General features: G+C 68.3%; 12 protein-coding genes. 7 read left to right on the plus strand and 5 right to left on the minus strand.

Annotation, left to right across the window (positions count from 1 at the left end; genetic code table 11):
- Positions 1-31: 31 nt before the first annotated feature.
- A complete protein-coding gene (locus AC4EEV_RS18235) occupies positions 32-775 on the minus strand; it encodes an ABC transporter permease (RefSeq protein ID WP_491330910.1) in 744 nt (247 codons plus the stop codon).
- Positions 776-786: 11 nt separating this feature from the next.
- Entirely contained in the window at positions 787-1602 is an 816-nt protein-coding gene (locus AC4EEV_RS18240; protein WP_491329660.1) for an ABC transporter ATP-binding protein, read from the minus strand.
- A gap of 437 nt (positions 1603-2039) precedes the next feature.
- On the opposite strand from AC4EEV_RS18240, the gene AC4EEV_RS18245 reads away from it, so the two are divergent.
- The 3 genes from AC4EEV_RS18245 to AC4EEV_RS18255 are packed head-to-tail and all read left to right on the plus strand — an operon-like array spanning position 2040 to position 6089.
- Entirely contained in the window at positions 2040-3851 is a 1812-nt protein-coding gene (locus AC4EEV_RS18245; RefSeq protein WP_285320522.1) for a proline--tRNA ligase, read from the plus strand.
- A complete protein-coding gene (locus AC4EEV_RS18250; protein ID WP_133832606.1) occupies positions 3848-4642 on the plus strand; it encodes a sulfite exporter TauE/SafE family protein in 795 nt (264 codons plus the stop codon). Before AC4EEV_RS18245 ends, AC4EEV_RS18250 begins: the two co-directional genes overlap by 4 nt.
- A gap of 55 nt (positions 4643-4697) precedes the next feature.
- Positions 4698-6089, plus strand: coding sequence for a pyridoxal phosphate-dependent decarboxylase family protein (locus AC4EEV_RS18255; protein ID WP_491329661.1), 1392 nt, complete (start codon positions 4698-4700; stop codon positions 6087-6089).
- A gap of 39 nt (positions 6090-6128) precedes the next feature.
- Here AC4EEV_RS18255 and AC4EEV_RS18260 read toward each other — a convergent pair whose 3' ends face one another.
- From AC4EEV_RS18260 to AC4EEV_RS18270, 3 genes are all read right to left on the minus strand, one after another.
- Positions 6129-7160: an aminoglycoside phosphotransferase family protein gene (locus AC4EEV_RS18260; RefSeq protein ID WP_491329662.1), complete on the minus strand. Its 1032-nt coding sequence runs from the start codon at positions 7158-7160 to the stop codon at positions 6129-6131.
- A 4-nt stretch (positions 7161-7164) separates the two neighbouring features.
- Complete coding sequence (locus AC4EEV_RS18265; RefSeq protein WP_491329663.1) at positions 7165-7932, minus strand: VIT1/CCC1 transporter family protein; 768 nt, start codon at positions 7930-7932, stop codon at positions 7165-7167.
- Between the two features lie 97 nt (positions 7933-8029).
- Complete coding sequence (locus tag AC4EEV_RS18270; protein ID WP_491329664.1) at positions 8030-9130, minus strand: DUF4439 domain-containing protein; 1101 nt, start codon at positions 9128-9130, stop codon at positions 8030-8032.
- Positions 9131-9236: 106 nt separating this feature from the next.
- Between AC4EEV_RS18270 and rimP the strand changes: the two genes are divergently transcribed.
- The 4 genes from rimP (at position 9237) to infB (ending at position 14397) form a co-directional block, all read left to right on the plus strand.
- Complete coding sequence (gene rimP / locus AC4EEV_RS18275) at positions 9237-9851, plus strand: ribosome maturation factor RimP (protein ID WP_018763474.1); 615 nt, start codon at positions 9237-9239, stop codon at positions 9849-9851.
- Entirely contained in the window at positions 9851-10831 is a 981-nt protein-coding gene (nusA, locus tag AC4EEV_RS18280) for a transcription termination factor NusA (protein ID WP_018763475.1), read from the plus strand. The genes rimP and nusA overlap by 1 nt, the downstream gene beginning before the upstream one ends.
- A 180-nt stretch (positions 10832-11011) precedes the next feature.
- Positions 11012-11359, plus strand: a complete 348-nt coding sequence (locus AC4EEV_RS18285) for a YlxR family protein (RefSeq protein ID WP_018763476.1) — start codon at positions 11012-11014, stop codon at positions 11357-11359.
- A gap of 152 nt (positions 11360-11511) precedes the next feature.
- Complete coding sequence (gene infB / locus AC4EEV_RS18290; RefSeq protein ID WP_018763477.1) at positions 11512-14397, plus strand: translation initiation factor IF-2; 2886 nt, start codon at positions 11512-11514, stop codon at positions 14395-14397.
- Positions 14398-14480 lie beyond the last annotated feature (83 nt).

Raw genomic sequence — 14480 nt, forward strand, 5'->3', positions numbered from 1 at the left:
CTCCCTCCCGGATCCGCTGGTCCGGGAAAGGTCACGCTGTTCGCCTGCGAAGCGTCAACGCGGCAAGCACCAGCACGCCGAGCGAGATCCCGGCCATGGCCGCCGCGTCCTGCCACAACCGGCTGGTGGCCTCAGCATGGGCGGCGACCTCTTGGAGGGCGTCCACGGAGTACGTCAGGGGGAGCACGTTGGAGATGGCTTCCAGTACGTCATTCATCCGGTCCCGGGCAACGAACAGGCCACACAACAGGATCTGCGGCACCACCACCACCGGCATGAACTGGACGGCCTGGAATTCGGTCCTGGCAAAGGCCGAACAGAACAGGCCCAGCGCGACGCCCAGGACCGCGTTGATCACCGCGATCAGCACCACGTAGCCCGGGGCGCCGGCGATGTCCAGGCCAAAAATCCAGTAGGCCACCGCTGTGGCCACCAGTGACTGGAGCGCGGCCATCAGGGAGAAAGCCACGCCGTACCCGAACAACAGGTCCGCCTTGTGCACCGGCGTGGTGAGCAGCCGCTCCAAGGTCCCGGACATGCGTTCCCGCAGCATGGTGATGGACGTGACCAGGAACATCACCACGAACGGAAAGATCGCCAGCATCATCAGGCCAACCCGGTCGAACGTCCGGGGAACACCCGGCGGCAGCACCTCATTCTCATACAGGAAGTAGACCGCCGTGAGCAGCAGCGCCGGCACCACCAGGATCAGGGCGATGCTGCGGTGGTCGTGGCGGAGCTGGCTGAGCACCCGGCGGGTGGTGGCGAGCATCATCAGGATATCCATCAGTGCACCGTCCCCTCCGGGCGGGACGATGCCACGGCTTCCGGTTCATCGCCTGTCCCGTCGTGGTCCGCCTTCCGGATGATGGCCAGGAAGGCCTGTTCCAGGTTGCTGCTGTGCCCGCGCCTGCTGAGCTCGTCCGGAGTGAGCTGCGCGAGGAGCCGGCCCTCCCGCAACAGCAGCAGCGTGTCGCAGCGGCTGGCCTCCTCCATGACGTGGCTGGAGACCAGGAGGGTGGTCCCGGCCCGCGCCATGGCCCGAAACCGTTCCCACAGGTCGGCCCGGAGGACGGGGTCCAGGCCGACGGTGGGCTCGTCCAGCACCAAAAGGCGGGGGTGGGCCACCAGTGCGCAGGCCAGGGAGACGCGGTTGACCTGGCCGCCGGAGAGGTCGGCGGCCTTGCGGCGTGCCAGGGCTTCGAGGCCGACGGCGGCAATCGCCTCGGCCACGTCGGCTTTCCCTTTCCGGTGCATGGCACCGAAATAGCGGACGTTCGCTTCGACGGTCAGGTCCGGATAGACACTGGGGGACTGGGTGACGTACCCAACCTGCCGCCGCAAGGTGGCACTGCCCGCCGGCAGGCCCAGCACCTCGACGGTGCCGCCGGCTATGCGCTGCGCTCCCACGATGGTGCGCATGAGCGTGGTCTTGCCGCTTCCGGAGGGTCCCAGCAGACCGGTGATGCGTCCTGCGGGAATGCTGAAGTTCAGCCCGGCCAGCACGGTACGCCGTCCCAGTTTCACGGTCAGTGAGGACGCCGCGACGGCCGGGATGGCCTGCCGGCGGACCTCCGCCAGGGGTGCTTCCGGGTGGGTCATAACGCCTCCGTCGCCGCGCAGGGCTTCCCCTGACGGATCCGCCGGGGAATTCATCACCTGGTGAATTAAATGTAGGCCGGGGTGGCCGAGGGGGCAAGGGAATCCTCCGGCGCAGAAACACTTGTCAAACGTGTTCACCATCACATAGGTTCAATCTAGCTGCGCTGGAAGTGGGGTGGGCGGTCTCACCAGTCCTCACCAGTACTTAGGCGATAACGGCGTTGGGCCACGCCCGGATGCGATGACCAGCCTCACTGGGGGGCCAGGGGCTTTGTATTTTCCGGGCGTGGCCCTACTGTTTCCCGGCGCAGCGGGCTTCCCGGCCCGGGCGGGCTGCCCCTCCAGTCAGTGCCGCAGGGCGTGTGCCGGTAGATTAGTACCCAGACGAATTGTCCGGCCCTGCTGACCCAGCACTTCCCCAGAAACGGATACCACCCGTGGTCCTACGACTGTCCCAGCTTTTCCTGCGCACGCTGCGCGAAGACCCCGTCGATGCCGAGGTTGCCAGCCACAAACTGTTGGTCCGCGCCGGCTACATCCGCCGCGCGGCTCCCGGAATCTACACGTGGCTTCCGCTGGGGCTGAGCGTCCTGCGCAAGGTCGAGGAGATCATCCGCCAGGAAATGGCCGCCATCGGCGCCCAGGAAGTGCACTTCCCGGCACTCCTCCCGCGCGAACCGTACGAGGCCACCAACCGGTGGACCGAATACGGTGAGGGCCTGTTCCGGCTCCAGGACCGCAAAGGCGCCGACTACCTGCTGGCTCCCACGCACGAGGAAATGTTCACGCTCCTGGTCAAGGACCTGTATTCCTCCTACAAGGACCTCCCGCTGAGCCTGTACCAGATCCAGAACAAGTACCGCGATGAAGCACGCCCGCGTGCGGGCCTCCTGCGCGGCCGTGAGTTCATCATGAAGGACTCCTACTCCTTCGACGTCGACGACGCCGGCCTGGATGCCAGCTACGCAGCCCACCGGGGCGCCTACCTGAAGATCTTCGAACGCCTGGGCCTCGAGGTGGTTCCGGTGGCAGCCACCGCCGGTGCCATGGGCGGGTCCAAGAGCGAGGAATTCCTGTTCCCCACCGAAATCGGGGAGGACACTTTCGTCCGTTCCGCCGGCGGGTATGCAGCCAACGTCGAGGCCGTCACCACCGTGGTTCCCGACGAGATCGACTTCAGCAACGCCCCGGCCGCCGAAGTCCTGGACACCCCGGATACGCCCACCATCGAGACGCTGGTGGCGGCTTCGAACCAGATTGCCCCGCGGGCAGAGGCCGACGGCGGCGCCTGGAGCGCCTCTGACACGCTGAAGAATGTGGTCCTCGCCGTGACGCTGCCCACCGGCGAGCGGCAGCTGGTGGTCATCGGCGTTCCCGGCGACCGCGCCGTGGACCTCAAGCGCGTGGAAGCCAACATTGGTGCGTTCCTGCCGATCGCGGGCGAGATCGGCCTCGAGCAGGCCGGCGAGGAAGACCTCAAGAAGCAGCCCCTGATCGTCAAGGGCTACCTGGGCCCCGGCCTGTCGCTCGACCAGCCGCTCCTGGGCACCGAGAGTGCCACCAAGCTGCTGTACCTGGTGGACCCGCGCGTGGTCAGCGGAACAACGTGGATTACCGGTGCCAACCAGGCAGGCAAGCACGTCTTCGGCCTGGTGGCCGGACGCGACTTCACCTGGGACGGCGTCATCGAGTGCACCGAAGTCCGCGCAGGGGACCCCTCACCTGACGGTTCCGGCCCCCTGGAGACGGCCCGCGGCATCGAGATGGGCCACATCTTCCAGCTCGGCCGCAAGTATGCCGAAGCCCTTGACCTCAAGGTCCTGGACCAGAATGGCAAGCAGGTGGTGGTCACCATGGGCTCCTACGGCGTCGGCGTCACCCGTGCCGTTGCCGCGCTTGCCGAAGCCAACCATGACGAGCGCGGCCTGGTCTGGCCCCGCACGGTGGCTCCGGCCGACGTCCACGTCGTGGCCGTGGGCCGCGGGGACGAAATCTTCCAGGCAGCGGAAAAGTTGTCCGCAGAACTCGAAGAGGCCGGCCTCTCCGTGATCTACGACGACCGCCCCAAAGTCTCGCCCGGCGTGAAGTTTGGCGATGCCGAGCTTGTGGGCGTGCCCACCATCCTGGCCGTAGGCCGCGGACTGGTGGACGGCGTGGTGGAGATCAAGGACCGCCGCAGCGGCGAGGCCGAGAACGTTGCAGTGGACAAGGCCGTCGACTACGTGGTCAACGCCGTCCGCAACCGGTGATCTCCGGCTTCGAGTCGATCCAGCTCACCACCATCATCCTGATCGTGGTAGCTGGGTTCGCGGCCGGCTGGGTTGATGCGGTAGTGGGCGGGGGAGGCCTCATCCAGCTTCCGGCGCTGCTGTTGGTTCCCGGCATCGCGCCGGTGCAGGCATTGGCCACCAACAAGATGGGCTCCATCTTCGGAACCGCCACGAGTGCAGCGACGTACTACCGGCGGGTGGGACCAGACCTTCGGACCGCCGTTCCCATGGCAGCCATTGCCTTGGCGGGCAGTTTTGGCGGCGCCAGCCTGGCCGCTTCCCTGCCCGCCGGGGTGTTCAAGCCGATCATCGTGGTGGCGCTGGTCGCCGTCGCGCTCTTCACCGCGCTGAAGCCCACTGTGGGCGAGCTGACGGCGCTGCGGCACGACGGCCACAAGCACTACGTCGTCGCCTGCCTCATCGGTGCCGTGATCGGCTTCTACGACGGACTCATCGGTCCCGGGACGGGGTCTTTCCTGGTCATCGCCCTGGTGTCCGCCATGGGCTACGCGTTCCTGGAGGCCAGCGCCAAAGCCAAGATCGTGAACATGGCCACCAACGCCGGTGCGCTGCTGTTCTTCCTGCCGCACGGGTCCATCCTGTGGGGCCTCGGCCTGCTGCTCGGGGCGGCCAACATGGCCGGCGGCTACCTTGGCGCCCGCACCGCTGTGAACCAGGGCAGCAAGTTTGTCCGGGTGGTCTTCCTGGTGGTTGTCGCCGCGCTGATCGTCAAGCTCGGCTACGACGTCTGGGAGGACAACTTCGCCTGACCGGTGCGCAAAACTGCTCCTCGTGGCGGAACCCGCCCGGGCGTAGCATGCAGGTATGGCACCCGGGGATGACGAGTACGCACCGGCACTCGCGGCCGCGGCGAGGCACACCCAAGCCTGGCTGGCCAGCCTTCCAATCCGGCCTGTGGGGCCCAGCCTGCAGGCGTCCGAGCTTGCCGCAGCCTTTGGCGGGCCGCTCCCGGACGCCGGCATGCCGGCAGCAGAGGTCATCGACCTGCTTGCCGCCGCGGCCGAACCCGGACTCATGGCCATGCCCTCGGGCCGGTTTTTCGGCTGGGTGATCGGCGGCACCCTTCCCGCTGCCCTTGCCTCGGACTGGCTGGTCAGCGCCTGGGACCAGAATGCCGGCCTGCGCTATGCCACTCCGGCCACGGCTGCCATAGAGGAAGCCGCCGGCACCTGGCTGCTGGACTTGTTGGGGTTGCCCGGCGCCGCGGACGTTGGGTTCGTCACCGGCGCCACCATGGCGAATTTCACTGGCATGGCTGCCGCCCGGTGGCGGCTGCTGACCGGCGCAGGCTGGGACCTGGACCGCGACGGGCTGTCCGGCGCACCCCGGATCCGCTGCTTCGTGGGCAAGGAGCGCCACGACACCGTGGACCTCGGCCTGCGGTACCTTGGGCTGGGACAGCCGACGGCGGTGGACGCCGACGGTCAAGGGCGCCTGGTCCCTGCCGCGCTGGATGCCGCCCTCGCGTCCGGCACGGGACCCGCCCTGGTGTGCCTCCAGGCCGGGAACCTGCACTCCGGCGCCTTCGACCCGTTTGCGGACGCCATCGCCGTCGCGCGCAAGCACGGGGCGTGGGTGCACATCGATGGTGCGTTCGGATTGTGGGCGGCTGCCGCGCCGGAACTGCGGCACCTCACCGCAGGCTTCGAGGAAGCAGACTCGTGGGGCACCGATGCCCACAAGACCCTGAACGTGCCCTATGACTGCGGCATTGCGATTGTCCGGGACGCCGCGGCGCTCCGGGCCGCCATGGGCCTGCACGCCAGTTACCTCGTGCACGACGCCGAAGGCCCGGGGGACCCGTTCGAGAAGGTCCCGGAGTTGTCGCGGCGCGCCCGCGGAGTGCCGGTCTGGGCAGCCCTGAAAAGCCTGGGCCGCGATGGGGTCGCAGCCCAGGTGGCCGGGCTGGCGGCTGCTGCCGCCGCGATCGCCGACGGCCTGGCAGCGCTGGACGGCGTGGAGGTCCTCAATGACGTCGGCTACACCCAGGTGTGCATCGCGTTCGGAGACGACGAGACCACCCGTGCGGTGACGGCCCGCATCATCGAGGACGGGAAAGTATGGATGTCCGGTTCGCGTTGGCAGGACCGCGACATCCTCCGCGTCTCCGTGAGCAACTGGCATACCGGCGGTGGGGACGTCGCCACCGCCGTGGAAGCTGTTCGCTCAGCCCTGGCCGCCGTGCGGACTTCGTGACCATTTCCGGTGCGGGACGTTCCGGCCGGCTGCCGGCTCCTATCCGCCCTGGCCCGGCTCCGGCAGGGCATGGGGGTGCGGCAAGCCCTCCAGGGTGCCCCCGGCCAGCGTGCTGGCAACCCAGAGCGACCGGGCCAGGTCGCCGTCGTGCCCGTGCGCGGCGTACCACAGCGCGTTGTCCACCTCCCTGGCGATGCCCCATTGCCGGGCCGCGTCCGGGTCGAGGCCGGCGGCCGTGCTGAAGTCGTGGCACCGCCGGAGCAGGCCGCGGCCGGCATCTTTTGCCGGCAGGTCCGCCAGGCGGTTCCACAGCAGGGGCGCGACGGCGAATTCCGGCTCGCCGATCATTGGCTGCGGGTCGATGGCCGCGTAACCGTCCCGCCTGTGTGGCCCATCCGGTGCCGCAGTCCCGGGACGGGCCAGGACATTCAGGAAATGCAGGTCTGTGTGGACCAGCAGGTCCCGGGCAGACCTCCGCCCGACCACGCCGCGGGTCTGGCACACTTCCAGGGCGGCTTCCAGCAGCCAGCGGGGAAAAGGCCGTCCAAGCTGCTCCCAGTCCGCGGGAAAGTCGTCGCTCCACTGCTCCGCCCGCGCTGCAATGTGGCCGAACTCCAGCCACTGCGGGCGCTCATCCGGGAGCAGCCCCAACTGCCGGACCAAGGCACCCCACACCGGGACGGCGTCGTCCACCGGCAGGGCAGCCAGCGACCGCCCGGCGTCAAGGCGTTCCAGGAGCATGGCGCATGACCCGGTGTCCGAGGCCAGCAGGGCCACGGCACCCAGCCCGTTCCAAAGCGCCAGCGCATGGCGCTCCACCATGGCCTCGTCGTGGGGAAAAGCGATCTTGAGCGCCGCAGGGCAGCCGTCCTCCTGCCGGACCGGGACCACCATGCCGCCGTGCCCGCTCCAGGGGAGGCTGGCGGGGGCCAGGTCGACCTCAAGGTGCCACTGCGCCAAGCGGTCCTCCAGCAGCCCGGTCAAGGCGCCGATCCAGGCCCGGCCGGCGCTGGTGCGTGCGTACCGGGACTCGAGGTCCGGAGGGATGGAGACTGCCTGCGCCCTGGTCACCGGATCAGACAACGCCCGAGGCGCCGAGCAGGTTGCCGATGAGGAACGTCGCCGCCAGCGCCAGGGCCCCGCCCACCACCACCCGGACGGCCGCCTTGGTTCTTGACCCCCCGCCAATCCATGCCCCCAGGGCTCCCGTCAACGCCAAGGCCACCAAAACCGACACGAACGTCAACGGGATCCGGAGCTCCGGCGGCGGAAGGAGAATAGCCAGCATGGGCAGGATGGCGCCGATGGTAAAGGCGAGCGCCGAGGCGAACGCCGCGTGCCAGGGACTGACGATATCCGTTTCGTCAATGTTCAGTTCCGCGGACAAGTGTGCTGCCAGGGCATCATGGGCCGTAAGTTCCCGGGCCACCTTGGCTGCAGTCTCGGGGGTCAAGCCCTTGGCCTGGTAGATGGCGGTCAACTCGGCCAGTTCCGCGTCCGGTTCTTCCGCCAGTTCCCGGCGTTCCTTCTCGATGAGGGCCCGCTGGCTGTCACTTTGGCTGCTCACGGAAACGTACTCGCCCAACGCCATGGACACCGCACCGCCCACCACGCCGGCGACACCCGCCGTGAGGATGGGGCCGGACGCGGCGGTGGCACCTGCCACGCCCACCACGATCGCCGCCACGGAGACGATGCCGTCGTTGGCGCCCAGGACACCGGCACGCAGCCAGTTCAGCCGGTGGGCTGTATCGTCGCCGTGGGGTTCGGTCTCACGGTGGCGGTTCAGCTCCGGGGTTTCCGGGGTGGTGCCCCGGGCGTCGGCCGGTTCGTCCGCGTTCATGCCTTCAGCAAACCACCCCGGACGCCCCGGTGCCACCCCTCCGGCGTGGTCCCCTGCGAGCCGGCGCCTTTGGGAGTCAACGGGGCACAGTTTGCGGTCAGGATGGTGTGGGGGATGCCGTGGCGGATTCGCCGCCACGAAGCGCAGGCAGTTGCCCCACGTCCAGGATGAGGCCTGGGACCGGTCCCGGGTCTGCGCCCCACCGCGCGGCCCGGACCGCCGTGGACTCCAGCGCCCCCAGCGCCCAGGCCCGGTCCTGGCCTTGGGTCAGTGCCACGGCATCGCCGTAGGCCGCCAAGGTTGACGCTTCGATCCGGCCCAGCCCCGCCACAGGTGCGGCCAGGAAGCCGCCATCGAGGATAAAGCCCGGCTGCTGCGGCACGGGTACTCCGCAGGCACGCCGGAAGCGTGCTTCCGCGGACGCGGCAAGGCCTTTGTGCTGGCCCAGGAATTCAGACGCAGGGCCCGCCTCCGCCGGTGCGAGGCGGGGGAGGGCCGCCTGGTAGGCATAGATGGCCTGCTGCTCGGCGACAGTTACGGCTGCCAAGGCCTGGCGCGCGCCGGCAGGAGCGCCGGACCCGGTGGACTCCGGCGCGGCCGCAGTGGCAGGTGGCGCCACGCAGGGTGACGCGCTGGCGGCAGCCCCGGAAGCATCCGCGTCGGATAATGGTGCCGTGCCCTGCGGCGCCGGCAGCCCGGCCGCCGCAGCGAGCCTCCCGGCCGCGAGCAGCTGGGCGGTGCCGGTCCCGGCCAGGAGGCGGGCCAAGCCGCCGTCGGCCTCGCCTGCGTCCCTGATGCGGACGCGGCCGCTCGCGGCGAGTGCCTGGACCACCTCTGCCGCCCCCTTGGCAGGGGTGGCAGAGGCTGGCGACGGGGACCCCGACCCCTGCGCGCCAGCTTCCGGGGAAGGGGACTGGAGGGCCCTGGCCTGGATGGTCAGCAACGTCACAACGGCGTCCACCGTGGTCGAATCCACGGCACCGTCGACCGTCAGGCCCTGTCCCGCAGCCCGCAGTTCCAGGGCGTCCGTGAGCGCCGCCGCCCGGGCCTGCTCCGAAAAGGAAGGAACCGCCGGCGCGGGCTTTTCCGCGGGAACCATGGCGAAACCGAGGCTCAGGACAACCAGCGCCGCCAAGGCGAGGGCGGCAACACGGAACAGACGCAGGCTCGGGTGGCTGTCATGGCGGCGGTCATTCACAACAGACCATGGTGTCACGCTGCGGGGGAACCCCGGTGCACCACTGGGCCGGTAAAATAGCTACGCTAGTAAACACACATCATCTATAGGGAGGGCGGCCGGCATCGTGAGCAATGCAGAAGCCACGGCTTCACCAGACCACACCGGTACGGGAAGCGGATCCGCACCGGCCCACAACCCGGAAGCCGCCCGGCTCCGGGCTCTTTTGGAGCCCGCCGTCCAGGCCAACCGGCTCTACCTTGAGGACGTGGCCATCAACATCGCCGGCTCGCACCGGGTGGTCAACGTCGTGGTGGACCTCCCGCAGGAGGAAACGGGCGGTGTCAGCCTGGACGTCATTGCCGACATCTCGAAGGTGCTCTCCGACGTCCTGGACAACGACCCCAGCGCCGACACGCGCCCGTACGACCTCGAGGTGTCCTCGCCCGGCGTCGGGCGTCCCCTGACCGAACCACGCCACTGGCACCGTGCCCGTGGCCGGATGGTCAAGGTCAACGTGGTCCAGGGTGAGAACGTCACCGGGCGCATCCAGTCGGTGGACGACGACGGCGTGACCCTGGTTCCCGAGGTCGCCGTCAAGAAGGGCATGAAGCCCCGGCAGGGCGAACCCGTAAAGCTTCCTTTCGACAGGATCCGCAACGGAAAAGTCGAGATCGAATTCAGCCACCTCTCCGGGGATGGTCTGGAACCTGAACACAATGGACCTTCCGAGGAGGCCTGATGGATATTGACATGAGCGCACTGAGGCTTTTGGAGCGTGAGCGTGAAATCCCGCTGGACCTCCTGATCCCCACCATCGAGCAGGCGCTCCTGGTGGCCTACCACAAGTCGCCCGGCGCCTTCGAAAAAGCGCGTGCCGAGCTGGACCGCAAGAGCGGCCACGTGACCATCTGGGCTGTCGAAATTGACGACGACGGCGCTCCGATCGGCGAATTCGAGCACACCCCCGAAGGGTTCGGCCGGATCGCTGCCAGCACTGCGCGCCAAATCATCCTGCAGCGGCTCCGCGACGTCGAGGATGACAACGTCCTGGGCGAGTTCAAGGGCCGCGAGGGCGAGCTGGTGTCCGGCACCATCCAGCAGGGCAACAACCCGCACATGATCCAGGTCAACCTCGGATCGCTGGAGGCGCTGCTGCCGCCCCCGGAGCAGGTCCCCGGGGAAAAGTACATCCACGGCAACCGCCTGCGCGCCCTGGTGATCGACGTCCACCGCGGCACCAAGGGTCCGTCAGTCACGCTGTCCCGCTCGCACCCGGGCCTGGTCCGGAAGCTTTTCGAACTCGAAGTGCCCGAGATTGCCGACCACTCGGTGGAAATCGTGGCACTGGCACGCGAGGCCGGACACCGGACCAAGATTGCCGTGAAGGCGAACACTCCCGGGATCAACGCCAAGGGCGCGTGCATCGGGGAAATGGGATCGCGGGTCCGGGCTGTCATGACCGAACTCAACGACGAAAAGATCGACATCGTCGACTTCAGCGAGAACCCGGCGACCTTCATCGCCAGCGCCCTCTCGCCGTCGCGCGTGAATTCCGTCACCATTACCGACGAAGCAACCCGGTCCGCCCGGGTGGTGGTCCCCGACTACCAGTTGTCCCTGGCCATCGGCAAGGAAGGCCAGAACGCCCGACTGGCGGCAAAGCTGACGGGCTGGCGGATCGACATCGTCTCCGACGCCGCGGCCCCCCGCGACAAATAACGTTCAAGGCAGGGTGGCTGCCGGACTCCGGCAGCCACCCGGTTTCGGGCAGAAGGGCCCAAAGGGGCTAGAATAGATAAGACCGCGCCTAACGGCCGGCAGCCGTGTGCCCTGTGCATGCCAGTTTTCCGGGACTCCGGAGGCGGGTATTCGAGGGCCAGCAGAATGAACGTCAGGACGATGACCGTGGCAGAAGTGCTTTCCACCGGGAGTCAGCCCGAACGTACCTGCATCGGATGCCGGAAGAAAGGCCTGCGGTCGCAGTTGCTCCGGCTCGTCGCCGAAGGCAGCGGGTCAACCGCTGTCCTGGTGGATGAACGACGCCGGATGTCTGGCCGGGGTGCATGGCTGCACCCCAGCCAATCGTGCCTGGCTCTGGCGATCAAGCGGCGAGCATTCGGACGTGCCCTTCCGGGCGCGACCGGAACAGCCGCCGTCGAACACTGGATCATGTCAGGTCCGAACGTTGACGCCGCCCCGGTGGCTGCAACACCAACCGTCCAACCTGAAAGCGGGTCAGAAATCTGATGGAAACCCGATGAGTTCCCAGCGATGAGTGCGTAACGATGACAACTTTGTTGCGCTCTGCAATGGGCCCCTTCGCATCAACAGCGGCTGGGGTCCGCAGTAAGAAGTAGACGGTTCGTGCCTGGCTCGGTGCGGACCGAGACAGGAGAAATGTGGCCAAGGTCCGCGTACATGAGCTCGCCAAAGAGCTCGGTATAACTTCCAAAGATGCAGTGACAAAACTGCAGGAACTGGGCGAATTCGTTCGCTCCGCCTCATCCACCATTGAGGCCCCCGTTGTGCGGAAACTGCGCAACGCCTTCCCCGACGCCGCTGCCAAGTCGGCAGCCCCTGCCGCGACGCCCGCAGCCGCCCCCAAGGCGCCCGCACCCGCAGCAGGATCACGTCCTTCAGCACCCGCACCCGGCCCGGCCGCGCCCAAGGCTCCGGCCCCCGCGGCACAAGCACCGGCAACGCCTGCCCAGGCTGCCCCGGCAGCTCCCGCAGCTGAAACCCCCGCGCCGGCCGCCCCCGCGGCTCCGTCCACGGGAGCCAAGCCCGGCGCCCGCCCTGCCCCGAAGGCAGAGACCCCGGCTCCCTCCACCCGTCCGGGTGGTTCCACGCCGGGTGCCTCCAGCCCCCGGCCCGGCGGTCCCCGCCCGGGCAACAACCCCTTCGCCACCTCACAGGGCATGCCCCGTGGCCGCGGCGGAGACGGTGAACGCGCTCCGCGTCCAGGCAACAACCCGTTCGCCACCTCACAGGGCATGCCCCGACCGGGCGGCGGCCGCGACGGCGACCGTCCCGGCGGTCCCCGTCCCGCAGCCGGTGCAGGCGGACCCCGTCCCGGTGGTCCGCGCCCCGCAGCCGGTGCCGGTGGACCCCGTCCCGCGGCAGGTGCCGGTGGACCCCGTCCCGGCGCCCCGCGCCCCGGCGGTCCCCGCCCCACTCCCGGCATGATGCCTAACCGCACCGAGCGTCCCGCACCCGCAGGTGCCGGCCGTCCCGGCGGCGGCCGCGGGCCCGGACGCCCCGGCGGCGCTCCCGGTACCGGTGGCCCCGGTGGCGGCGGCGGTGCTCCCGCCGGTGGCGGGTTCGGCAAGGGCGGCCGCGGCCGCGGTGGCACCCAGGGTGCCTTCGGCAAGGGCGGCGCAGGCCGTGGCAAGCAGCGCAAGTCCAAGCGCGCCAAGCGCCAGGAACTTGAGCAGATGAGTGCCCCGTCGCTGGGTGGCGTGAGCGTACCCCGCGGCGACGGCAACACTGTGATCCGGCTCCGCCGCGGCTCGTCCATCACGGACTTCGCCGACAAGATCGAGGCGAACCCCGCTGCACTGGTGACCGTACTGTTCCACCTTGGTGAAATGGCTACCGCCACCCAGTCCCTGGACGAAGACACCTTCGCCCTCCTCGGCGAGGAACTGGGCTACAAGCTCCAGGTCGTCTCCCCGGAAGACGAAGAACGCGAGCTGCTCTCCAGCTTCGACATCGACTTTGACGCCGAACTCGAAGCCGAAGGCGACGAGGAACTTGAGGCACGTCCTCCGGTAGTCACCGTCATGGGTCACGTCGACCACGGTAAGACCCGACTGCTCGATGCCATCCGCAAGTCCGACGTCATGGCGGGCGAACACGGTGGCATCACCCAGCACATCGGTGCCTACCAGGTCACGCACAACCACGAAGGCGACGACCGGAAGATCACCTTCATCGATACCCCGGGCCACGAGGCGTTCACCGCCATGCGTGCCCGAGGTGCCAAGGTCACCGACATCGCCATCCTGGTGGTCGCAGCGGACGACGGCGTCATGCCCCAGACCGTTGAGGCGCTCAACCACGCCCAGGCGGCCAACGTACCGATCGTCGTGGCAGTGAACAAGATCGACAAGGAAGGCGCCAACCCGGAAAAGGTCCGCGGCCAGCTGACCGAGTACGGACTGGTTCCCGAGGAATACGGTGGCGACACCATGTTCGTGGAAGTTTCTGCCCGCCAGAACCTCCACATCGACGAGCTGCTCGAGGCCGTCCTGCTCACCGCGGACGCTGCCCTGGACATGCGCGCCAACCCGAACAAGGACGCCCGCGGTATCGCGATCGAAGCCAACCTGGACAAGGGCCGTGGTGCGGTTGCCACCGTCCTGGTGCAGTCCGGCACCCTGCGCGTCGGCGACACCATCGTGGCAGGCACGGCCCACGGCCGCGTCCGTGCGATGTTCGACGACGACGGCAGCGCCCTGACCGAGGCAGGCCCGTCCCGCCCCGTGCAGGTGCTGGGTCTGTCCAACGTCCCGCGCGCCGGTGACACCTTCTTCGTGACCGCTGACGAGCGCACCGCCCGCCAGATCGCCGAGAAGCGTGAAGCCGCCGACCGCAACGCCGCCCTGGCCAAGCGCCGCAAGCGGATCAGCCTGGAAGACTTCGACCAGGCCGTCGCCGAAGGCAAGATCGACACCCTTAACCTCATCCTCAAGGGTGACGTGTCCGGTGCCGTGGAAGCCCTCGAAGACGCGCTGCTCAAGATCGACGTCGGCGAAGGCGTGCAGCTGCGCGTCATCCACCGCGGTGTGGGTGCCATCACCCAGAACGACGTCAACCTGGCAACGGTCGACTCCGCCGTCATCATCGGCTTCAACGTCAAGCCCGCCGAGCGGGTTGCCGAACTGGCAGACCGCGAAGGCGTGGACATGCGCTTCTACTCCGTCATCTACGCAGCAATCGATGACATCGAAGCAGCCCTCAAGGGCATGCTCAAGCCGGAGTACGAAGAAGTCCAGCTTGGCACCGCCGAGGTCCGCGAAGTGTTCCGCTCCTCCAAGTTCGGAAACATCGCCGGCTCGATCGTCCGCTCGGGCATCATCCGCCGCAACGCCAAGGCACGCGTCACCCGCGACGGCAAGATCATTGGTGACAACCTCACGGTCGAGTCGCTCAAGCGGTTCAAGGACGACGCCACAGAGGTCCGCACGGACTTCGAATGTGGTATCGGTCTTGGCTCGTACAACGACATCACCGAAGGCGACATCATCGAGACCTTCGAGATGCGCGAGAAGCCGCGCGTCTAGGGTGTCCTAGCGTTACTGGTGCGGGGCCGTTGGATTTTTTCCGGCGGCCCCGCCCCTTCGCCGGACGGTTTTCGATCTTCGAT

Source organism: Pseudarthrobacter sp. MOO14 (assembly GCF_058267675.1).

Excerpts from the sequence above, each read along its gene's own strand:
- AC4EEV_RS18265 (WP_491329663.1), bottom strand. The coding sequence starts at position 7,932 with ATGAACGCGGACGAACCGGCCGACGCCCGGGGCACCACCCCGGAAACC.
- AC4EEV_RS18235 (WP_491330910.1), bottom strand. The coding sequence starts at position 775 with ATGATGCTCGCCACCACCCGCCGGGTGCTCAGCCAGCTCCGCCACGAC.
- AC4EEV_RS18240 (WP_491329660.1), bottom strand. The coding sequence starts at position 1,602 with ATGACCCACCCGGAAGCACCCCTGGCGGAGGTCCGCCGGCAGGCCATC.
- AC4EEV_RS18285 (WP_018763476.1), top strand. The coding sequence starts at position 11,012 with ATGACCGTGGCAGAAGTGCTTTCCACCGGGAGTCAGCCCGAACGTACC.
- nusA (WP_018763475.1), top strand. The coding sequence starts at position 9,851 with ATGGATATTGACATGAGCGCACTGAGGCTTTTGGAGCGTGAGCGTGAA.
- AC4EEV_RS18255 (WP_491329661.1), top strand. The coding sequence starts at position 4,698 with ATGGCACCCGGGGATGACGAGTACGCACCGGCACTCGCGGCCGCGGCG.